Consider the following 20,993-nt stretch of genomic DNA (forward strand, 5'->3'; position numbering starts at 1 on the left):
CAAAGACGCCGGCATCATGGGGCGGCCTTTCAGGTCCGGTACAGGGGCGCGGCCCGACGCTCCCCCGACCGATCCACGCTTCGCGAGGCTCCGATGTCGCGGGCCGCAGCACGCTGTTCTCTGGTCGCCGCCCTGCTCCTGGCCTCGGCGAGCCCCGGGCCCCGTGCGGCCGATGCGCCGCCGCCCGGCGTGGCGGCCGATGCCGCATTCCTGAACGCGCTGACCTGGGGCGTCACGCCCTCGGCCTTCGCGCGGCTCGAGGCCGAGGGCCGGACGCGCTGGCTGCACGCGCAGCTGCATCCGCCGGCCGAGACGCGCCTGCCACCGGCCGCGCAGGCCGAGGTCGACGCGCTGACGCCGCCCGGCAGCCTGTTCGCGCGCGCCCAGGCGCTGGACGCGCAGGCCAAGGCCGCCAAGGAGCTGGCCGATCCCGAGGCCAGGAAGGCCGCCGAGCAGGCGTTCCAGGCCGCGCTGAACACGGCTGCGCGGAACGCCGCCTCCGCCTGGGTGCTGCGGGCGCTCTACAGCCCGGACCAGCTGCGCGAGCGGCTGACGTGGTTGTGGTTCAACCGGTTCAACGTCCACCAGGGCAAGTCGACCCTGCGGGCCGCGGTGGGCGACTATCTCGACACGGCGATCCGCCCGCACGTGCTCGGGCATTTCCGCGACCTGCTGATGGCGAGCCTGCGCCACCCGGCCATGCTGCGCTACCTCGACAACGACGCCAACGCGGCGGGCCACCTGAACGAGAACTACGCCCGCGAGATCATGGAGCTGCACACGATGGGCGTCGGCTCCGGCTACAGCCAGAGCGACGTGGAGGCGCTGGCCCGGATCCTGAGCGGGGTCGGCATCGACCTGAAGCCAGAGGATCCAAAACTCCGCCCCGAGCACGCCGCCGAATACCGCCGCGACGGCCTGTTCGCGTTCAACCCGAACCGGCACGATTACGGCGACAAGATCCTTCTCGGGACGCGTATCCAAGGCCGCGGCTGGGCCGAGATCGAGGAGGCGGTGGACCTGATCGCCCGCCATCCCGCCACCGCCGCGAACGTCTCCCGGGCGCTCGCCACCTACTTCCTCGGCCAGGTGCCGGACGACGCGCTGGTGGCGCGGCTGGCCGCCGTCTTCGGGCGCACGGACGGCGACATCGCCGCGGTGATGGAAGCGCTGGTGCGAGAGCCGACCTTCGCGGCCGGCCGGAGCGAGGCGTTCAAGGATCCGGTGCGCTATGTCCTCTCGGCCCTGCGCATGGCCTACGACGACCGGGTGATCCTCAATGCCGGCCCGGTGCTCGGCTGGCTCAACCGCCTCGGCGAGGGCCTGTTCAACCGCTCGACGCCGGACGGCTACCCCCTCGATGCGGCGGCTTGGAGCGGGCCGGGCCAGCTCGCGACGCGGTTCGAGATCGCCCGGCAGATCGGCTCCGGTCCGGCCGGCCTGTTCAAGCCCGCAGGACCCGACCAGCCCGAGCAGCCGGGCTTCCCGGTGATCGCCAACGGGCTCTACTTCTCCGCGCTGTCGGCCACCCTCTCGGCCTCGACGCGGGCGGCGCTCGCCCAGGCGGTCTCGCCCCAGGACTGGAACACGCTCTACCTCGCCTCGCCGGAATTCATGCGATGAACCGTCGCGACCTGATCCGCGCCTCCGCGGCGCTCGGCCTGTCCTCGGTGGCCGGCCGCGTCTGGGCGACCCCGAAGGCCGACGCGCGCCTCCTCGTGGTGTTCCTGCGCGGCGCCTACGACGCCGCCAACGTGGTGATCCCCACCGGCAGCGACTTCTATTACCGGTCGCGGCCGAACCTCGCGATCGCCCGGCCCGACGCCGCGGACCTTAAGACCGCGGCGACCCTTGACGCAGACTGGAGCCTGCATCCGGCCCTGCGCGAGACGATCCTGCCGCTCTACGCGTCGGGACAGGCGGCCTTCGTGCCCTTCGCCGGCACCGACGACCTCACGCGCAGCCATTTCGAGACCCAGGACACGATCGAGATGGGGCAGACGGTGGGGGCCGCCCGCGACTACAATTCCGGCTTCATGGCGCGGCTGGCTGCGGAGCTGACCCGGGTCCGGCCGATCGCCTTCACCGACCAGATGCCGCTGATCTTCCGGGGCGGCGAGACCGTGCCGAACGTCGCCATCAACGGTGTCGGCAAGCCCGGCATCGACGACCGGCAGGCGCGCCTCATCGCCGCCATGTACAGCGACACCAAGCTTGCGGCCGCGGTGTCCGAGGGGTTCCGCGTGCGCGACGCGGTCTACCAGTCGATCTCCGACCATGCCGGCCAGGCCGACCGCGGGGCGGTCTCGCCCAAGGGCTTCGAGCTGTCGGCCCGGCGCATCGGCCGCCTGATGCGCGAGACCTTCAATCTCGGGTTCGTGGATGTCGGCGGCTGGGACACCCACGTGAACCAGGGCGCGGGCGCGGGCTACCTCGCCGACCGGCTGGGCGAGCTGGGGCGCGGTCTCGCCGGCTTCGTCGCGGAGATCGGGCCGGGCTGGTCGGACACGGTCGTGGTGGTGCTGTCGGAGTTCGGCCGCACCTTCCGGGAGAACGGCAACCGCGGCACCGACCACGGCCACGGCAGCGCCTACTGGATCCTCGGCGGCGGCGTCCGCGGCGGCCGCATCGCCGGGCCGCAGGTGCGGGCCGACGAGGCGCACCTGTTCCAGAACCGGGACTACCCGGTGCTCACCGACTACCGGGCCTTGCTCGGCGGGCTGTTCCGAAAGCTCTACGGCCTCGACCAGGCGAGCCTGCGCCGGATCTTTCCGAGTGCCGACCCGGCGGAGCTGGCGCTCTTGTAGAGAGGCGGCGCCGAAGCGAGCGGGCTAAAGACTCAGGAAAAAGCGCGGGCGCCCTCTCCCTTCCCCCTCTGCGGGGAAGGGTGGCCCCTGCGTCGGCAGGGGTCGGGAGAGGGGTGCGCGGCTTCAGGAAAGACCGCGACCGGCACGGCGGGCAAAACCTGATCCTGCGTCGTCGCTCCCCTCGCCCACCCCCTTTCGCAGGCCACCCTCCACCGCAGAGGGGGGGGAGGGAGAGACGCCGAGCCGCTTCTCTGAGGAGGTCGCCCCATCCCACGCCGATGTCGAGAACCCGGGATGCGTGAGCCTGCCGTGAACGGTTGAATGGCCAGGTCCGGGTGCTGGAACGCAAGCAGGGCCAAGAACCGGATTTCCTGGCGTCCGCCCGGTCAGGCCGCCGCGGCCGCCAGCGCGCGCAGGTCGCCGACCAGCTCGTCCACCCGCTCGGGCCGGGCATCCCAGGCGAACATGAACCGCGCTCCGCCGCCGATGAAGGTGTAGAACCGCCAGCCCCGGGCCCGCAGGCCCTCCATGGTGGCGGGGGGCATGGTCAGGAAGACGGCGTTGGCCTCCACGGGGAACAGCGCCCGCACCCCCGGCAGCCCGGCGACGGATGCGGCGAAGCGGCGGGCGCAGGCATTTCCGTGGGTCGCGTTGGCCAGCCACGCGCCGCTCTCCAGCATGCCGACCCACGGCGCCGCCAGGAAGCGCATCTTCGAGGCGAGCTGTCCGGCCTGCTTGCACCGGTAGCCGAAATCCTCCGCGAGCTTGGGATCGAAGAACACCACCGCCTCGCCGGCATGCATGCCGTTCTTGGTGCCGCCGAAGCACAGCACGTCGATGCCGGCCCGCCAGGTCATGTCCGCCGGGCTGCAGCCGAGGCTCGCGCAGGCGTTGGCGAAGCGCGAGCCGTCCATGTGCAGCGCGAGGCCGAGAGCCCGACAGGTCTCCGACAGGGCCCGCAGTTCGGCCAATGTATAGACCTGTCCGGTCTCGGTCGGCTGCGTGATCGTGACCACCCGGGGCCGCGGGAAATGGATGTCGGTGCGGTTGGCGGCGAGGCCGCGGATCGCCTCCGGGGTGAGTTTGCCCCCCTCGGTCCGGACCGTCAGCAGCTTGGAGCCGTTGGAGAAGAATTCCGGCGCCCCGCACTCGTCGGTCTCGACATGGGCCGAGTCGGCGCAGATCACGCTGTGGTAGGATTGACAGAGCGCGGCCAGGGCCAGGGCGTTGGCCGCCGTGCCGTTGAAGGCGAAGAACACCTCGCACCCGGTCTCGAACAGGCGGCGGAACGCGTCCGCGGCCCGGACCGTCCAGGCATCCTCGCCGTAGGCCGGCGCGTGTCCGCGATTGGCCGCCTCCATGGCGGCCCAGGCCTCCGGGCAGATGCCGGAGTAGTTGTCGCTGGCGAATTGCTGCGAGTCGTCGTGCTGCATCGGCGCAGCCTAGAGCCGCCGCCGAGCGCGTTGCAATCGGCCCGGGCTGCAAATCGTGGGCACACAGGGCTGGCGTGCATCGGACCGGTCGCAGTCTCCGAGCATGAACGATCGACGCGGCGACGGCGAAGATCGGTCGTGCGAAGCTGTTGGAACTGGTTCGCGCTTGGTGTAGAAGGCGCGCCAAGGCGTGGGCTCCACGCCGATTCGGAAACCGACGTTCCCGTCCCTCCCGGGTTCATCCCGGGCGAGGGACGTTGCCGGTTTCCAGATCGGCGGCGGGCTGCGCGAGCCCAAAATTCAGGTCCAGAGGATCAAGTCCGTTGCAGGTACTCGTTCGCGACAACAACGTCGATCAAGCGCTCCGCGTCCTCAAGAAGAAGATGCAGCGCGAGGGCATCTTCCGCGAGATGAAGCAGCGCAAGGCTTATGAGAAGCCGTCCGTGCGCAAGGCTCGCGAGAAGGCCGAGGCCGTCCGCCGCGCCCGCAAGCAGGCCCGCAAGACCGCGATCCGCGAGGGCCTGATCGCCGCGCCGAAGCCGAAGCCCCGTTTCCCCGCCGGCAGCCGCCGTCCCGGTTTCCCGTCGCCGTCGGCGGCCGGACCGCAGGGCGGCAACGCCTCCGGCCAGACCCCGGTCAGCCCGGCGACCGTCGCCTGAGCGACGCCATCTCGGTTTCGAGAAAGCCCGGCCCGCGCGAGCGGCCGGGCTTTTTCTTTGCGGTGGGACCTGCGGTTTCCGTTCGCAGGGCGTCTTCGCGGGCATGACCGGCGCTTGAAGCCGGCTGTTCCGCGCGCCTCCGGATCGGCGGGTTGCTGAAGCCACGGATCGTACGGGTGATCCGGCCGCCGGACGGCACTCGGGTCCCCAAGCGCCTGCGGCCTCCGATGGTCGCATGTCGGCTTCCGCGCGGCGCGACAGGCCGCTCGCCCGGGCGGGAGAGGTGGCCTGCGCCTCATGCTGCCGGGTCGCTACCGATGATGTATGGCTCCCGTAGCCCGTGAGGGAGCGCGGGTCGGCGGCTCCGCGCCCGGGATGGGCGACCATCGCGGCTCTGCGGCGGAGGGATCGGGCCGGGACGACGTCCCGCACAGGGGAAGCGCCGCTGCTCTGCCGCCTTCGGAAGCGGGTTTCCCCGCCTCCGACCCCTGCCGACGCAGGGGCCCGCCGGTCCGCCGCTCAGGCCGCCTTGGCGGCGATCGTGGCGCGCTCGGCCTGGACCAGGACATCGAGCGCCCGCCACGGCTTCTGCATGTACACCGCCTGATCGGGCAGGCGCGCGTCCCGGCTCGCCCCGGAGGTGACGACCACGCGCACGTCTGGCCAGCGGCGGCCGACTGCCTGGGCGAGGGAGATCCCGTCCATGGCGCCCGGAAGGCGCACGTCGGCGAAGAGCAGCGCCACGGTGACGTCGGCGCGTTCGAGCACCGACAGGGCGGCCTCGGCGCTCTCGCAGGCGATCACGCCGAGATCCGTCTCCTCCAGCACCGCGGTTGCGAGGTCGCGCACCGCCGCGTCGTCCTCCACCACGAGGGCCACGGGGCCGGAACTATCGGGCTGTGCGCGATCCATGAAGGTCTCCTGCTCTCGGTGCGTTGCCCCGCCTCGGGTCACGGTCCCGTCAATGGGCTTCTGATTCCCCGATTCGGCCATGCTGGCCTGTCACGAGCCGGCTCACAAGAGTCATAGCGAATCAGCGGCCGTCTGCCTGCCATGCGGTCAGATGGGGTCACTTCCGTGCGGAACGCCCGAATTTGGCGCACGGACCGCTCGGTTAAGAAACTGTTCACCGAAGCGGCCCGACTGTTAACCTGCTGCGAGCGAGCCGACCCATTCCGACGGTGCATCTCCATCGGATCCAACGCGGACCAGAGCTGAAGGATCGACGTCCCACATGTGCCGTTTCCTCGCCTATAGCGGTGAGCCGGTCTTCCTCTCTGACCTCGTCTGCGCGCCGACCCACTCGCTGGTGCACCAGTCGTTGCACGCCGATGAGGGGAAGACTGAAACCAACGGCGACGGGTTCGGCATCGGCTGGTACGCCGAGCGCCCCGAACCGGGCGTCTATCGCGACATCTCGCCGGCCTGGTCGGACGAGAATCTCGTCAACCTCTGCGGGCAGGTTCGGGCGCGGACGTTCTTCGCGCATGTCCGCGCCTCCACGGGTACCGCGACCGCCCGGGCCAATTGCCACCCGTTCGCCTACGGCCGGCACCTGTTCATGCATAACGGCCAGATCGGCGGCTACCATCGGATCAAGCGCCGGCTCGAGGCCCTGATCCCGGACGCGTACTACGATCATCGCCGCGGCAGCACCGATTCCGAAGCGATCTTCCTGCTCGCACTCGCCAACGGCCTCGAGGAGGATCCGGTCGGCGCGATGGCGCGGACGCTGAAATCCATCCGCGAGGTGATGGAGGCCGCCAACGTCTGCGAGCCGTTGCGCTTCACCGCGCTGCTCACCGACGGCGAGACGCTCACCGCCTACCGCTGGGCCTGCGACGGCCGCCCGCCGAGCCTGTATTTCCGCGATGGCCCCGGCGGCATCGTGGTCGTCTCCGAGCCGATCGACGGCTGCCGCGAGGGCTGGCAGGTCGTGCCGAAGGGCGGCACGCTCCGGGCGCGCCGCGGGGCGCCCGCACTCGTACAGGGTCCGGAGGCCGTCCGCGCCCGCGCCGCCGCCTGAACGCTGCCCCCAGCCATGCCGCCGGGGGCATTGCCGCGGCGCGCCACGCTGCCACATTCCGACCACGGCCCGTCGTGCGGCCGGGTGGGAAACGACCGATGTATCCGGATACCGAGCTTCACATCGCCGGGCGCTGGCGCGCGGGCGCCGACCGGGAAACCCTGGGGGTCCTGAACCCGGCGACCGGCGAGACCATCGGCCAGTGCGCCGTCGCCACCACGGCGGATCTCGACGAGGCCCTGGCGGCCGCGGCCCGGGCCTTCCCGGCCTGGCGGAAGGTCGCGCCGTTCGAGCGCGCCAAGGTGATGCGCAAGGCCGCCGACCTGCTGCGCGCCCGGGTGGACGACATCGCCCGGACCATGACCCTCGAGCAGGGCAAGCCCCTGGCCGAGTCGCGGGTCGAGACCCTGGCGGCCGCCGACATCATCGACTGGTTCGCCGAGGAGGGTAAGCGCGCCTATGGCCGCGTCATCCCGGGCCGCGCCGACGGCGTGCTGCAGGCGGTGGTGCGCGAACCGGTCGGCCCGGTGGCGTGCTTCACCCCCTGGAACTTCCCGATCAACCAGGCCGTCCGCAAGATCTCGGCGGCGCTCTGCACCGGCTGCACGGTGATCCTCAAGGGCCCGGAGGACACGCCAGCGAGCTGCGCCGCGCTGGTCCGCGCCTTCCTGGATGCCGGCATCCCGGGCGACGCGCTCTCGCTGGTCTACGGCGATCCGGCGACCATCTCGGCCTACCTGATCCCGCACCCGGTCATCCGGAAGATCTCGTTCACCGGGTCCACGGTGGTCGGCAAGCAGCTCGCCGCGCTGGCCGGCGCCCACATGAAGCGCGCCACCATGGAACTGGGCGGCCACGCCCCGGCCATCGTGTTCGGGGACGCCGACGTGGAGAAGGCGGTGGCCGTCCTCGCCCCGTCCAAGTTCCGCAACGCCGGCCAGGTCTGCGTCTCGCCGACCCGCTTCCTGGTGCACGATTCGGTGTTCGACCGCTTCGTCGAGGGCTTCACCGGCTACGCCAAGGCCGCGAAGGTCGGCGACGGGCTCGATCCCGATACCAAGATGGGCCCGCTGATCCACGGGCGCCGCCTGGAGGCGATCGAGGCGCTGACGGCGGACGCCGAGTCGGCCGGGGCGTCGCTGCGGGCGGGCGGCAAGCGCATCGGCAATCGCGGCAACTTCTTCGAGCCGACCGTCTTCACCGAGGTGCCCCTGAGCGCCCGGATGATGAACGAGGAGCCGTTCGGCCCGGTGGCGATGATCAACCGGTTCTCCGAGGACGACGAGGCGCTCGCCGAGGCGAACCGCCTGCCCTACGGGCTCGCCGCCTACGCCTATACCCGCTCGGCCGAGCGGGCGGCCCGGGTGTCGAACGCGGTCGAGAGCGGGATGATCTCGATCAACCACCACGGCCTCGCCCTCCCGGAGACGCCGTTCGGCGGCGTCAAGGATTCGGGCTACGGCAGCGAGGGCGGCCCGGAGGCGCTCGACGCCTATCTGGTGACCAAGTTCGTCACGCAGGCGAATTTCTGATCGGACGCGCGACGCATCAGTAGTGGGGTGGCGGCGGCTCCACCCCACGCGGGGCGGCCCGGGCGGCCGCCTCCTCCACCTGGTCCCGCAGGCCCTCGACCTGCCGGACGAGGCGGTCGATCACCCGCCATTGCTCGGTCACGGTCCGGTTCAGGTCCTCGATCGTCGCCTCCTGCTCGGTGAGACGCATCTCGAGACGATCGGTCCGGTTTGGCTCGTCCATGTCCGATTTCCCTTCGGACACCGGCAGGGCTGCGCGCGACCTCCTCCGTCCCGAGGCCCGAAACCGTATCAGAGCGCGCCTGTGCCGCAACCCGGAACGACACGTCCGGCAGAAGGGCGCGAGGCGCGCCGCGCACGGAGCTGTAACAGGCGCCATCGCAGCCCGCTGGTCCCGGAGACGGAGCGGACCGCCTGGGCCTGCGCGGTGCTCTGGGACCGGCTGGCGCCTGACCCGGTCGGCGGAACGCCGGGACCCGGGACGCCGCCTCGATAACATCGCCGCGCGCAGAGACGGCGGCGCCGAAGCCGTCGACCGTAGGTCGTTTCAGGCGGCCCGGGCCGCGGGCTCGGCCAGGGCCACCCGGTCGCGGCCACCGTTCTTGGCCGCGTAGAGCGCAGTGTCGGCCTGCTGCATCAGCGCCTCGTAGCCGACCCCGCGGTACAGCTGCGCGACCCCGATGCTGACGCTGACGCGCAGGCCGGGGAGTTCGGGCACCACGAGCTGCGCGAAGGTCCGGCGCAGCTCCTCGGCGCGGGCCAGGGCCTCGGCGGCCGAGACGTGCGGCAGCAGGCAGCCGAATTCCTCACCGCCCAGGCGCCCCAGCAGCGCACCCCGGGGCAACAGGGACGCCGCAATGGTACAGAACCCGACCAGCACGGCATCGCCGACCGCGTGGCCGTGGACGTCGTTGACGGCCTTGAACCGATCGAGGTCGATGAGCAGCAGCGCGCCGTCCCGGTGTCCGTCGATCGCCGCGAGGGCCGCCTCCGCGAAGGCCCGGCGGTTGGGCACGCCCGTGAGCGCGTCCGTCGAGGCGGCGATGCGCTGCTCGCGCTCGGCCCGCTCCTTCACGAGCGCCATGAAGGTGAACGCCGAGGCGATCGAAAACAGCATGGCGGCGAAGCACAGGATCGCCACCCAGGGCGAGTTCAGCGGGTTCGGGCCGAGCATCGGCGGACCCAGCAGCGTCGCGGGGATCCGGACGAAGTAGAAGAGGCCGTGCAGGCCCAATACGGCTCCGGCGCTGATCCGGGATGCGAGGCGCTCCCCACGGCCCTGCCAGATCTCCGCGGCGGCGCAGCCGCAATAGGCCGTCGCCGCCGCCGAGGCGTACAGAACGCGCAGGCTGATCGAGGCGTAGAACGCCGGGACGCAGCAGAGGACGCACCACACGGCTGCGCCCGCCATCGCCAGATCCAACCGGGCGCTCCGGCCCTCGAACGAGCGGACGCCGCTCCAGATCAGGCCGTAGGCCGCCAGCACCACGGCGTTGGCCAGGCCGATCGACACCACGTCGGGGATCTGGCCGCGCAGGGCCAGACCGGCCGAGCCCACCGACCCGACGAGATGCGAAGCCCCCCACAGGGCGAGCGCGCGGCAGTCGCGCGCCTGACGCCAGCTTGCCAGGAACAGCGTGCCGACCAGCAGGGTCGTGGCGGAACTGACGATCAGCAGGGTGGCGGGATCAAGCTGCACGACCGTCCATCGATCTCCGTTCCCCGGCGATCCCCGACTCGCCGTCACGGAGGTGAGCGCCGATTCGACCAATAATAACAGGATGATAGAGACTTGTTTACAATGCAATAACCCATTGGACTGGAATGGAATCCCCGACCGAGTCGGGCGGCCCCGTTTCGCCGAGGGGTCACTGAGCGCCCGGGTTTCCGCGAACAGCGACATCCTGAACGGCGAATGCTTTCCCTCGGCGTGCGGAACCCCGAGCGCGCCTCGGTCGACGTCGGTTATCCGGGCCGAGGAAGGCGCAGGGCTCCCCACGCTCCGGAGGTGTCAGACCGGGAGGCCCGACACCTCGGGACGCCTGGCGGAATCCGGCTCAGGCCGCGTGGATCACCGGAACCGCCGGTGCCCCTTCCCATTCGGTATTGGCGGGGATCGATTCGCCCTTCATCACGATGGTCAGCGGCCGCAGCCGGGCGAAGTCGCCGACCTTGGTGTCGTACAGCACCGTCGAGAACGCCCCCACCGACACGCCCTTGCCCACGACCACGCGGCCGATCTTCATGATCCGGTCCTCGTAGAGATGGGTCTGGAGCGCCGAGACACGGTTGATCGTGGCGAAATCGCCGATCGTGACGCAATCGAACTCGGTGATGTCGGTGGTCAGCATGCACACCCCCTGGCCGACCTTCACGCCGAACAGACGCAGCACCCAGGGCAGGAACGGCGTGCCCTGGAGATGCTCCAGCAGCACCTTGCCGGCGAGCCCCCAGTAGGCCACCGCGATGGCCTCGGTGCGCATCGCCCACCAGGACCACATCGGCTGCATGCCGGGCTTGTAGACACCCATCAGCAGCCACTTCATGGCGATCACCGCGCTCGACTGGATCAGCGCGATGGCGACGCTCGCCGTGACGAAGCTGATGGCCAGTCCCGACCAGTCCTTCTCGAGGATCGCCGGATAGAAGTACCAATCGATCACCGTGATCGCCAGGGTGATGTAGAGCATCGGCGAGAACGAGGTCGCGAAAGCCTCGAACACGCCGCGCCGCACCTTCGGCCACGTGCCGGGTTCGTAGGTCTGCGCGGTCGAGCCGAGATCGACCTTCTGCCGGGCGGGGAGCCGGATCGGCGGCGAGCCGAACCACGTCTCGCCGGGACTCATGGCGTCGTTCGCGGGCGGCTTCGACTTGATGCCGATCAGCACGTCGTCGGGGATGATCGCGCCGGGCGGCACCACGGCGTCGTTGCCGACGAAGACCCGCGCGCCCGTTCGGGTCGGTTCCAGGTGCATCCAGCCGCGGCGGACCTCCTCCTCGCCGTACACGACCTCGTCGGCGATGAAGTTCTTCGCGCCGACCTCGGCGAGGTCGTAGCGGCCGGCGAGGTTGGTCGAGATCTCGGCGCCGTGGCCCATATTGGCCCCCATCAGCCGGTACCAGGCCCGCATGTAGACGGTGGCGAACAGCGACGAGAGCGTCTCCAGCGTCACCTCGACGGCGAGCGCCAGCGACCATTTCCGCAGGTAGAACAGCGAGTGCACCGAGTAGGTGCCGGAGCGCGTCCGCGGCAGCACGATCCAGCGGATGCCGGCGATCAGCAGCACCGTGCCGGCCGTCATCAGCATGGCGGTGGGCCATGTGAGGATCGGCAGATAGAAGTGGTAGTCGACGTCGGTCATGTCGGACAGCGAGTCCGAGATCTGGTCGAAGATGAAGAAGGCCGGGAAGATCGGCAGCAGGCCCACCGCGGGGATCGCGCCGAGCAGCACCACGTAGGCCGCCAGGAAGGCGGCCCGGCGCGACCACGAGGCCTCGGCGGCGGCCGGCAGTTCGGCCGGATCGGCCATCCCGACCTTGCGGCCGGGTGACCCGTCCCAGCGCTCGGCGGCCCCGACGCGCGATCCGGCCGGGATGGTGGTGAGATCCCCGATCTCGGCCTGGGGACCGATCACCGTGTCGTGGCTGATCACGCAGGAGGTGCCGATCGCCGCGTCGGCACCGATCTCCGCCGTGCCGATGACCAGCTCGTTGCCGACGATCTCGGCGTTGGCGATGACGAGGCGGCCGCCCAGGGAGGCGCCGTCGCCGATGGTCAGCAGGTCGGGGGCGCCGATCTCGACGTCGGAGATCAGGGTGTCGCGGCCGACCCGGGCACCCATCAGCCGAAGGTAGACTGCGATCGCCGGCGAACCCTGCAGCCATTTCACGTGGACGAGCGGCGCGAGACGCTGCGCGAGCCACCAGCGATAGTAGTACGCGCCCCAGAGCGGGTAGCGACCGGGCTTGGTCCGGCCGAGGATCAGCCACTTGCCCGCCACCGCGATGACCGCGGTGACGCCGTTGATGGCGACGTAGACCAGCAGCAGCACGCCGAGTTCGGCGAAGAAGCCGAGGCCGCCGCCGGTGAGCAGCAGGTAGGTCACGAACATCCCGAGCCACTGCACCGTGGCGAGCGCGATGACGAAGGGCAGCGCCACGAGTTGCGCGAACCCGCACAGGGCCCGGCGCAGCAGCGGTGGCGGCTCGAAGCTCAGGTCCCGGATGGCGGCCGCCGCCCCCATGCCGCCGGTGCGGGCGATCAGCGCGTCGGCCATTCCGCGCATGGTGCGCAGGGCGTAGACGTCCGGCAGGGTGATGCCGGCGAGCGCCGGCGTCTCGCGGACCGCCGAGACGAAGCGGGCGGCCAGCAGCGAGTGGCCGCCGAGGTCGGCGAAGAAATCGCCCTCCAGCGGGATCGGCTGGTTGCCGAAGACCTGCTTGGCCGCCGCGACCAGGGCCGCCTCGGTCTCGTTGGCCGGCGCCTCCTGCTCGCCGTCGGCGTCCACCACGGTGAGCGGCGCGATCTTCAGGGCCTTGCGGTCGACCTTGCCGGAGGTCAGCCGCGGCAGGGTCTCGGCCAGCTCGAAGTGGCCGGGCACCATGTAGGGCGGCATCTGGCCGGCGAGGATCCGCCGCAGGGCGGCGATGTCCACCGACCGACCGCGCTCCGGGATCAGGAAGGCGACGAGCCGGTCGACGCCGTCGTCCTGCCGCAGCACGACGGCGGCCTGGTTGATGTCGGGCACGCTGCGGATGCGCGCCTCGATCTCGCCGAGCTCCACGCGGAAGCCGCGGATCTTGACCTGATCGTCGATGCGGCCGTGGAACACGATCCGACCGGCCGCGTCGAGCGAGACCGCATCCCCCGAGCGGTACAGGATCGGGTCGGCCCCGTCCGACGCGAAGGGGTTGGCGATGAATTTCTCCGCCGTCAGTTCGGGACGCGCGAGGTAGCCGCGGGCCACGCCGGGACCGCCGATCAGCAATTCGCCCTGCTGGTCGCGGCCGAGCAGGCCGAGATCCTCCCCGGCCACGTAGACCGAGTAGTTCGGGATCGGGCCGCCGATCGTGACCGGCTCGCCGGGCCGCATCTCGGCCGCCGTCGCCACCACGGTGGCCTCGGTCGGGCCGTAGGTGTTGAACATCTGGCGCGCGCCGGTGGCCCAGCGGGCGACCAGCGGCTCGGGCAGGGCCTCGCCGCCGAGCAGGACGAGGCGCACCGTCGGCAGATCGCCCGAGATCATTGCCAGGAGGGTCGGCACGGTGTCGAGCACCGTGATCCGCTCCGCCTCCAGGATGCCGGGCAGCGCCTCCACGTCGCCCATCATGGCCGGGCTCGCCACGAACAGGCTCGCGCCGACGAGATACGGAACCCAGATCTCCTCCATCGAGAGATCGAAGGCCACCGAGGCGCCCTGAAAGACGACGTCGTCGGCGCGCATCCCGTAGAGGGCGTTCCCGGACCGCAGGAAATGGCAGATGTTGGCGTGGCTGATGACGATGCCCTTCGGCACGCCGGTCGAGCCCGAGGTGTAGATCAGATAGGCGGGGTGGTCCGGGGTGAGGCCGGCGGCACGGGAGTCCGGCACCGGCGCCCCGGCGGGGGTCGCGGCGTCGAGATCCGCCGGGGTCAGCGCCGGGGCCGCGTCCGGCGCTGCGGGTTTTAGCGCCGGCGAGACCAGCAGCGCCCGCGCGGCCGAATCCCTGAGGCAGACGCCCACCCGGTCGGCGGGGGCCTCGGCGTCGAAGGGCAGCCACGCCGCCCCCGACAGGGTGATGCCGATCTGCGCGACCAGCAGATCCGGGCCCCGGGCCATCCAGAGACCGACCACGTCGCCGGGGCCGATGCCGCGATGGGCGAGGCCGGCGGCGATCCGCCCGGCCTGGGCGGCCACCTCGGCGTAGGTCAGGTGCGGGTGGCGGCCACCCGCCACGACGCGCGCGCCGTCGATCAGGCAGGGATGGTCCGGCCGGGCGCGGGCCGAGTCCAGGAAGATCTCGCCCAGCACCTCGTCGCGGATCAGCTCCGGACGGTGCGCGCCGCGCAGCACGGCAGCCCCGTCGCCGGGACGCTCGCGCTCCCCGGCCGGGCCGGGCCGGGTCTTCTCGGCGACGTCACTCATCCGCTGCTCCGCTGACCGGCCGCCGGGGCCAGCACTGACCGTGGCCGTCGCCCTATAGCCCGTCGATCGTGCCGTTATCGAGGCGGCTTTGCACTGCCCCGGCGCACGCGATCAAGCCCAGCGCCAGCCGCCGGGCTCCAGGACCAGGACTTCGCCCTGGCGAATGCCGAGGCGGGGCGCGGCGTAGGGGTCGAGGTGACCCAGCGCCACCAGCGCCGCCCGGGCGACGCCGCCATGGGCGACGACCACGGTGTCGCGCTCCAGGCCGGTGAGGGCCGGGCCGACGCGCTCGACGAGCGCCGCGTAGCTCTCGCCGCCGGTGCCGGGGGGACGGTGACGCCACCGGTCGCGCTCACGCCCCGCGGCGCCGCTCGGGTCCCGGCGGCGGATCTCGGACCACGTGGACCCCTCCCAGCTGCCGAAGCCGATCTCCCGCAGGCGCGGGTCCGTGCGGTAGGCCTCGGGGGGCAGGCCGAGGGTCGTCCGCAGGATCTCCATGGTGCGCCGGGTCCGCCTCAACGGGCTGGCGACGAAATCCGCCTCCGCGAGGAGCGCGCCCGCCTGGGCGGCGAGGCGCGCGGCGACGGCGACGGCCTGCGCCTCCCCCTGCGCGTTCAGGTCGGTGTCGCGGCCGCCCTGGAGACGCCCCTCGGCGTTCCAGTCGGTCTGGCCGTGCCGGATGAAATAGATCGTAGCCAACCCTGTCGAACTCCGTCCTGCGCGGGAGTCTGGAACGGCCAGGATGCACGGCCGTTCTCGCCGTCGGTCGGCAACGTCCGGAAACAGGTCCTGCCCATGTCGAAGAAGCACGGCAAGCATCATCCCGGCCACAGGCCCGGCGGCGGGGTGACAGATGGGGTCGACCTGAACGGGGGCACGCGGGGCGATGGTCCCGGCGATGCCGGCCGGCCGGTCGCGATCCCGGCGGCCCGGGGCATCGTGTCGGTCGCGCCAGGCGCGCCGTTCGACCTCGCCGCCGTGGACGCCGACGCCGATGGCGGCCTCGACAAGGCCTGGGCGAAGGAGGCGCTGGCGACGGAGCGCGCGCGCATCGTCGAGCTGCAGGAGCGACTCTACGCCGAGCGCGCCCGGAGCCTGCTCCTGGTGTTTCAGGCGATCGACACCGGCGGCAAGGACGGGACGATCCGGGCGGTGCTCAAGGGCGTGAATCCGCAGGGCTGCACGGTGGCGTCGTTCAAGGTGCCGTCGAGCGAGGAACTCGACCACGACTTCCTCTGGCGCTACCACGCCCGGACGCCGGGGCGCGGCATGATCGGGGTGTTCAACCGCAGCCACTACGAGGACGTCCTGGTGGTGCGCGTGAAGGGTCTCGTCCCCGACGCGGTCTGGCGGAGCCGCTACGGGCTGATCAACGACTTCGAGCGGCTGCTCACCGAGTCGGGCACGACGATCCTGAAGTTCTTCCTGCACATCTCGAAGGCCGAGCAGAAGAAGCGTCTCGAGGCGCGGATCTCCGATCCGGAGAAGCATTGGAAGCTCGATCCCGGCGACCTCGTCGAGCGGAAATCCTGGGATTCCTACCAGCAGGCCTTCGCGGACGCGCTCGGACGCTGCTCGACGCCGCACGCCCCGTGGCTGGTCGTGCCGGCCAATCACAAATGGTTCCGCAACTACGTGATCGCCAAGACGGTCGCGGATACGCTGGAGGCGATGGACCCGCGATTCCCCGAGGCCCCCAAGGGGATCGCCGACCTCAAGGTCCCGGACTGAGGCGGAGAGCTGTGCATGCTGGAGGTCCGCGAGGTCGCCGTTTCGGGCTACCGCTCCCTCCGGCGGATCGGCTTCCCGGTGGACGCCCTGTCGGTCTTCGTGGGCGGCAACGGCACCGGCAAGACCAACCTCTACCGGGCGCTCGAACTCCTGCAGGCCGCCGCGCGCGGCACGCTGACCCGCGACCTCGCCGCGGAGGGCGGCATGGAGTCGGTGCTCTGGGCCGGCCGGCGGCGGCAGGGCGAGCCGGCCCGGATCACCCTGTCGGTGACCCTGCGCAACGCGCGCGCCGGCCAGGACTTCACCTACGCGGTGGAGATCGGGCTCGTGCCGCAGGCCGGTGGCGCGACCTACGGAGCGGCGTTCCCGCAGGAGCCGCAGGTGAAGGCCGAGCGCCTGACCGTCCTGACCGGCGGACGGGCGGCCGTGATCCTCGACCGCGACCGCCGCACCGGCTTCGTCCGGGATGCGGCCGGGCGCAAGCAATCCCTCGGGACGGACCTGCTCGCCACCGAGACCGCGCTCGGCGGCCTGCTCGATGCGGCCAGCCAGCCGGAGATCGCCCTCGTGCGGCAGGCGATGACGGCGTGGCGGTTCCACCACGGCTTCCGGACCGACGCGGACGCGCCCCTCCGGCGGCCGTGCCTCGCGGTGACCACCCCGACCCTGGCCTCGGACGGCTCGGACCTCGCCGCGGTGTTCGCCACCCTGGCGCATATCCGGCAGGACACGACCGAACTCGATGGCGCCGTGGACGACGCCTTCCCGGGCGCGCGCCTCGTGGTGCCCGAACCGGGACGGGAGGCGCAGTTCGGCGTGTCGTTTCCCGACTTCCGCGGCCGGGTCTTCGCCGCCGCGGAACTGTCGGACGGGACCTTGCGCTACCTCGCCCTCGCCGGCGCGCTGCTCGGCTACCGCCTGCCGCCGTTCATTGCGCTGAACGAGCCGGAGACCAGCCTGCATCCAGACCTGATGGAACCCCTGGCCGGGCTGATCGCCCGCGCGGCGGCACGCACGCAGGTCTGGCTGGTGACGCATTCCGAGCGGCTCGCTGCCGACATCGCTGCGCTCGGGGTCGCCCGGCCGCGGACGGTGCTCAAGCGCGACGGCGAGACCTGGATCGAAGGCCTGAGGCTCTCGGGCACCTTCGCGGATGCGGACGCGGATTGACCACCCGGCTCCGATGAGGCGCGCGGACCGAGACCGAAGCGCCTCCGCCCGGTCATTCCTCGTGGAGTGCCGCCGGCGCTCGCGACGACGGACCGCGCCTAATCCTTGTCGAGGGTCAGGTCCGGCGCGTCGGGGTTCTTCATGCCGACGACGTGGTATCCGGCATCCACGTGCAGGATCTCGCCGGTCATGCCGGCGGCCATGTCGGAGACGAGGTAGGCCGCCGTCTCGCCGACCTCGCCGATGGTGACGGTCCGGCGCAGGGGGGCGTTGTACTCATTCCACTTCAGGATGTAGCGGAAATCGCCGATCCCCGAGGCGGCCAGCGTCTTGATCGGCCCGGCCGAGATCGCGTTGACCCGGATGTTCTTGGGCCCGAGATCGGCGGCGAGGTAACGGACCGACGCTTCCAAAGCCGCCTTCGCGACGCCCATCACGTTGTAGTGCGGCATCCACTTCTCGGCGCCGTAATAGGTCAGCGTCACCAGCGAGCCGCCCGGGCGCATGATCTTTTCCGCGCGCTGCGCCACCGCGGTGAACGAGTAGCACGAGACCAGGAGCGATTTGGTGAAGTTGTCCTCCGAGGTCTCGATGTAGCGGCCGGTCAACTCGTCCTTGTCGGAGAACGCGACGCAGTGGACCACGAAGTCGATCCCCTCGGGGAAGACCTTGGACGCCTCGGCGAACACCGCGTCGATCGTGGCGGCCTCGGTGACGTCGCAATGGCCGATGACGTGGGCGTCGAGTTCCTTGGCGAGCGGCTCGACCCGCTTGCGCAGGGCATCGCCCTGGTAGGTGAAGGCGAGTTCCGCGCCGTGGGCGCGGGCGCTGCGGGCGATGCCCCAGGCGATCGAGCGGTTGTTGGCGACCCCGAGCACGATGCCCCGCTTGCCCGCCAGAAGGCCCTGCCCGTGTTCCGCCATGATCGATCCCGAAGCCTCGCGGCACCGCGCGGCACCGGGGGGCCTCCTTACCGGAGGCGGCCCGGGGACGGAAGTCCGGGGTGCCCCCGGGCGCTTTCAGGTTCGGGCCGCCGTCGCCGGCCGCTCGGGAAGCCCGGGCTCAAGCGGCCTTGGCGCTGCGCCGGGCCCGGGCGAACTCCGTCAGCGCCGCGTCGTCGCCCTGCGGCAGGACGATCGCCGTGGTGGCGAACAGGTCCCCCGGGACCCCGTCCTTCCGCGGCAGGCCCTTGCCGCGCAGGCGGAAGGTGCGGCCGGAACTCGTCATCGCCGGCATCTTCATCTCGACGGCGCCGGTCAGCGTCGGAACGCGGATCGTCCCGCCGAGCACGGCGTCCTCCAGCGGCACCTCGACGGTGGTGCGCAGGTCCGATCCGTCCACCGTGAAGCTGGGATGCGGTCGGATCCGGATGGTCAGCAGCGCGTCGCCGGGCTCGCTGCGGGGTCCCGCGCCCTGGCCAAGACCCCGGAGCCGGATCGTCTGGCCGTCGACCACGCCCCGGGGGATGACCACGTCGACCTCCCGGCCGGTCGGCAGGTACAGGCGCAGCTTCTCCTCGCTGGCGACCTGTTCGAGGGTCACCGACAGCTCGGCGGCGACATCCTCGCCCTTCGCGGCCGGGCGCTGGGTGCCGGGGCCGGCCCCGCCCGCGCGGAAGGCCTCGCCGAAGATGTGCGAGAAGATGTCCTCGCCCATGCCGCCCACGCCGCCCTGCCGGTTGCGGGCCATGTTCTCGAAGTCGAATCCGCCGCCGCGTCCGCCGCCGAAGCCGCCACCGCCACCGAAACCTTCGAAGCCGGTCGCGCGCGGCCTGCCGTCGGCATCGATCTCGCCGCGGTCGAACTGCTTGCGCTTCTCGGAATCGCCCAGGATCTCGTAGGCCGAGTTCGCCTCGGCGAACCGGTCCTTGGCCTTCACGTCGTTCTTGTTGCGGTCGGGGTGGAAGTCCTTGGCGAGCTTGCGATAGGCCTTCTTGATGTCGGCCTCGCTCGCCCCCTTGGCCACGCCCAGCACGTCGTAGGGATTGCGCATGGAACTCTTGGCTGTGCGGTGTGGGGTTCGGACCCCGGATGTGGGGAGGTTGTTGCATCTCTGCAACGCTGTCTGCGCCGAAAGTCTGCGGGTTCGCGCGTGACGTCAAGCGGCGGATCTCGCCCCCGGCAGGCCCGAACCTAACTAGACCGGGCGATCGGGGCGGGCGTCCTGAACCGGCCCGCGACCGCCGAATCGCCGGAGATGCGAGACCCGATGCAATATGCCTGCGATCACGTCCATCTGCGCAGCCGCGACGCCGTGAGGGCCGCGCGCTTCTACATCGAGACCTTCGGGGCGCGCGAGGTCAAGCGCGTCGGCGACGACCCGGTCGAGCGTGTGGTGCTGGATCTCGGCGGTCTCGCGCTCTTCATCGAGCAGGCGCCGGCCGAGATCAACGCCGCCGCGGCGACGCCCTGTCTGGGCATCGAGCATATCGGGCTGCGCACCGCCGACATCGAGGCGGCGATGGCCGACCTCACCGCCCGGGGCGTGCCGGTGCGGACCGGCATCACCGCGCGCGGACCCGGACTGCGAATCGCCTTCGTGGAGGGTCCGGACGGGGCGCTGATCGAGATCTTGGAGCGCGCGCCGTCCTGAGGACGGCGAACGGTCCGGAAGATAGTCCGCTACCGGGCGCCCGCTGCCAGCGGCACGATCCGGTCGTGGTCGTCGTCGGTGCCGTACACCGCGCCCAGCACCGCCTCGCAATGGAGCTGGACGCGGGCATGGCACTCGCACGCCGCCGCGGAAACCGCCGCGCGGTCGAGGATGGTGATGCGCCCGCGCGCGACGCGGACGAGGCCCTGGTCCTGAAGCATCCGCAGGATGCGCGTCAGGTACGTGCGCTGGACGCCGAGCATCGCCGCCAGCACCTCGTGGGTGATCGGCAGCGTGTCGCCCGTCAGCCGATCCTGGTGGGTGAGGAGCCAGCGCAGGCACCGCTGCTCGATCGGATGCACGGCATTGCATGCGGCCGTCTGGAAGAGCTGCGCGAGAAAGCAATCGGCGTAGCGCGCGAGCAGCTCGCGCAGCGTGGCGGATCGGGCCACGGCGTCCTGAAGCCGGCCGATCTCGAGGCGCAGCATCGGTCCACCGACCTGAACCAGCGCGTTGGCCGAGGCCGGGACGCGCCCCTGACTCACGATCCCGCCGACCGCACCCTCGTGGCCGATGGTGGCGGTCTCGGCGGACCGCCCGTCCCGCGTGGTCACCACCAGCGCGACCACGGCGTGCGCGCGGGGAAAGGTGATGTGCGTCACCTCGTCCCCCGCCTCGAACACGGTCGCACCCCTGTCGTAGGAGACGGCTGCGAGGTGGGGTGTGATCAGCGCGCGATCCGGGATGGAGAGCGCGTCGAGGAGCAGGTTGCCCGTGCGGGCGTCACTGTCGATGGGCATCGTGCGCGGTGCGGTGCGGGAGAAGAGGCTCCCGACGGGATCCTGACCGGGCCGCCTCGCCGACGCCCGGACCGGAACTCGATACTCCGCGGGCCGCGCGCCGGAACTAACCTTTGTT

The 20,993-nt window shown here is 71.3% G+C and carries 17 protein-coding genes; 8 read left to right on the forward strand and 9 right to left on the reverse strand.

Annotation, left to right across the window (positions count from 1 at the left end; translation table 11 throughout):
• Window positions 1–93: 93 nt before the first annotated feature.
• Both MKL01_RS07775 and MKL01_RS07780 read left to right on the forward strand, forming a co-directional pair.
• Window positions 94–1,623 (forward strand): DUF1800 domain-containing protein, encoded by a 1,530-nt coding sequence (locus MKL01_RS07775; RefSeq protein WP_243904637.1) that lies wholly within the window; start codon window positions 94–96, stop codon window positions 1,621–1,623.
• Window positions 1,620–2,807 carry a DUF1501 domain-containing protein gene (locus MKL01_RS07780; protein ID WP_243904638.1) on the forward strand — a complete coding sequence of 396 codons (1,188 nt, stop codon included), beginning with the start codon at window positions 1,620–1,622 and terminating at the stop codon, window positions 2,805–2,807. Before MKL01_RS07775 ends, MKL01_RS07780 begins: the two co-directional genes overlap by 4 nt.
• A 386-nt stretch (window positions 2,808–3,193) precedes the next feature.
• Here the strand turns inward: MKL01_RS07780 and MKL01_RS07785 are convergent, their stop codons facing one another.
• Window positions 3,194–4,240 carry a threonine aldolase family protein gene (locus MKL01_RS07785; RefSeq protein WP_243904639.1) on the reverse strand — a complete coding sequence of 349 codons (1,047 nt, stop codon included), beginning with the start codon at window positions 4,238–4,240 and terminating at the stop codon, window positions 3,194–3,196.
• Between the two features lie 323 nt (window positions 4,241–4,563).
• On the opposite strand from MKL01_RS07785, the gene rpsU reads away from it, so the two are divergent.
• Window positions 4,564–4,899, forward strand: a complete 336-nt coding sequence (gene rpsU / locus MKL01_RS07790) for a 30S ribosomal protein S21 (protein ID WP_243904640.1) — start codon at window positions 4,564–4,566, stop codon at window positions 4,897–4,899.
• 519 nt (window positions 4,900–5,418) lie between these two features.
• Here the strand turns inward: rpsU and MKL01_RS07795 are convergent.
• The gene (locus tag MKL01_RS07795; protein WP_243904641.1) at window positions 5,419–5,811 is read right to left on the reverse strand and encodes a response regulator; all 393 of its coding nucleotides are present in this window, start codon (window positions 5,809–5,811) and stop codon (window positions 5,419–5,421) included.
• Window positions 5,812–6,133: 322 nt separating this feature from the next.
• Between MKL01_RS07795 and MKL01_RS07800 the strand changes: the two genes are divergently transcribed.
• Window positions 6,134–6,925 (forward strand): class II glutamine amidotransferase, encoded by a 792-nt coding sequence (locus MKL01_RS07800; protein ID WP_243904642.1) that lies wholly within the window; start codon window positions 6,134–6,136, stop codon window positions 6,923–6,925.
• Window positions 6,926–7,023: 98 nt separating this feature from the next.
• Window positions 7,024–8,457, forward strand: coding sequence for an NAD-dependent succinate-semialdehyde dehydrogenase (locus MKL01_RS07805; RefSeq protein WP_243904643.1), 1,434 nt, complete (start codon window positions 7,024–7,026; stop codon window positions 8,455–8,457).
• A gap of 16 nt (window positions 8,458–8,473) precedes the next feature.
• Here the strand turns inward: MKL01_RS07805 and MKL01_RS07810 are convergent, their stop codons facing one another.
• The 4 genes from MKL01_RS07810 to MKL01_RS07825 form a co-directional block, all read right to left on the reverse strand.
• Entirely contained in the window at window positions 8,474–8,680 is a 207-nt protein-coding gene (locus MKL01_RS07810; protein WP_243904644.1) for a SlyX family protein, read from the reverse strand.
• A gap of 324 nt (window positions 8,681–9,004) precedes the next feature.
• Entirely contained in the window at window positions 9,005–10,156 is a 1,152-nt protein-coding gene (locus MKL01_RS07815) for a sensor domain-containing diguanylate cyclase (RefSeq protein ID WP_243904645.1), read from the reverse strand.
• 358 nt (window positions 10,157–10,514) lie between these two features.
• A complete protein-coding gene (locus MKL01_RS07820) occupies window positions 10,515–14,582 on the reverse strand; it encodes a Pls/PosA family non-ribosomal peptide synthetase (RefSeq protein WP_243904646.1) in 4,068 nt (1,355 codons plus the stop codon).
• A 111-nt stretch (window positions 14,583–14,693) separates the two neighbouring features.
• Entirely contained in the window at window positions 14,694–15,281 is a 588-nt protein-coding gene (locus tag MKL01_RS07825; RefSeq protein WP_243904647.1) for a histidine phosphatase family protein, read from the reverse strand.
• 96 nt (window positions 15,282–15,377) lie between these two features.
• On the opposite strand from MKL01_RS07825, the gene MKL01_RS07830 reads away from it, so the two are divergent.
• Both MKL01_RS07830 and MKL01_RS07835 read left to right on the forward strand, forming a co-directional pair.
• Window positions 15,378–16,313: a polyphosphate kinase 2 family protein gene (locus tag MKL01_RS07830; protein ID WP_243904648.1), complete on the forward strand. Its 936-nt coding sequence runs from the start codon at window positions 15,378–15,380 to the stop codon at window positions 16,311–16,313.
• Window positions 16,314–16,328: 15 nt separating this feature from the next.
• Window positions 16,329–17,483 carry an AAA family ATPase gene (locus MKL01_RS07835; RefSeq protein ID WP_243904649.1) on the forward strand — a complete coding sequence of 385 codons (1,155 nt, stop codon included), beginning with the start codon at window positions 16,329–16,331 and terminating at the stop codon, window positions 17,481–17,483.
• Window positions 17,484–17,581: 98 nt separating this feature from the next.
• Here the strand turns inward: MKL01_RS07835 and fabI are convergent, their stop codons facing one another.
• Together fabI and MKL01_RS07845 are read right to left on the reverse strand one after the other, a co-directional pair.
• Window positions 17,582–18,406, reverse strand: coding sequence for an enoyl-ACP reductase FabI (gene fabI, locus MKL01_RS07840; RefSeq protein ID WP_243904650.1), 825 nt, complete (start codon window positions 18,404–18,406; stop codon window positions 17,582–17,584).
• Window positions 18,407–18,545: 139 nt separating this feature from the next.
• Window positions 18,546–19,475, reverse strand: a complete 930-nt coding sequence (locus MKL01_RS07845) for a DnaJ C-terminal domain-containing protein (RefSeq protein WP_243904651.1) — start codon at window positions 19,473–19,475, stop codon at window positions 18,546–18,548.
• Between the two features lie 204 nt (window positions 19,476–19,679).
• On the opposite strand from MKL01_RS07845, the gene MKL01_RS07850 reads away from it, so the two are divergent.
• Entirely contained in the window at window positions 19,680–20,075 is a 396-nt protein-coding gene (locus MKL01_RS07850; protein WP_409566217.1) for a VOC family protein, read from the forward strand.
• 29 nt (window positions 20,076–20,104) lie between these two features.
• Here the strand turns inward: MKL01_RS07850 and MKL01_RS07855 are convergent, their stop codons facing one another.
• Complete coding sequence (locus MKL01_RS07855) at window positions 20,105–20,875, reverse strand: Crp/Fnr family transcriptional regulator (protein ID WP_243904652.1); 771 nt, start codon at window positions 20,873–20,875, stop codon at window positions 20,105–20,107.
• Between the last annotated feature and the right edge of the window lie 118 nt (window positions 20,876–20,993).

This window comes from Methylobacterium sp. J-070, from assembly GCF_022829385.1.
Taxonomy (GTDB): Bacteria; Pseudomonadota; Alphaproteobacteria; order Rhizobiales; family Beijerinckiaceae; genus Methylobacterium.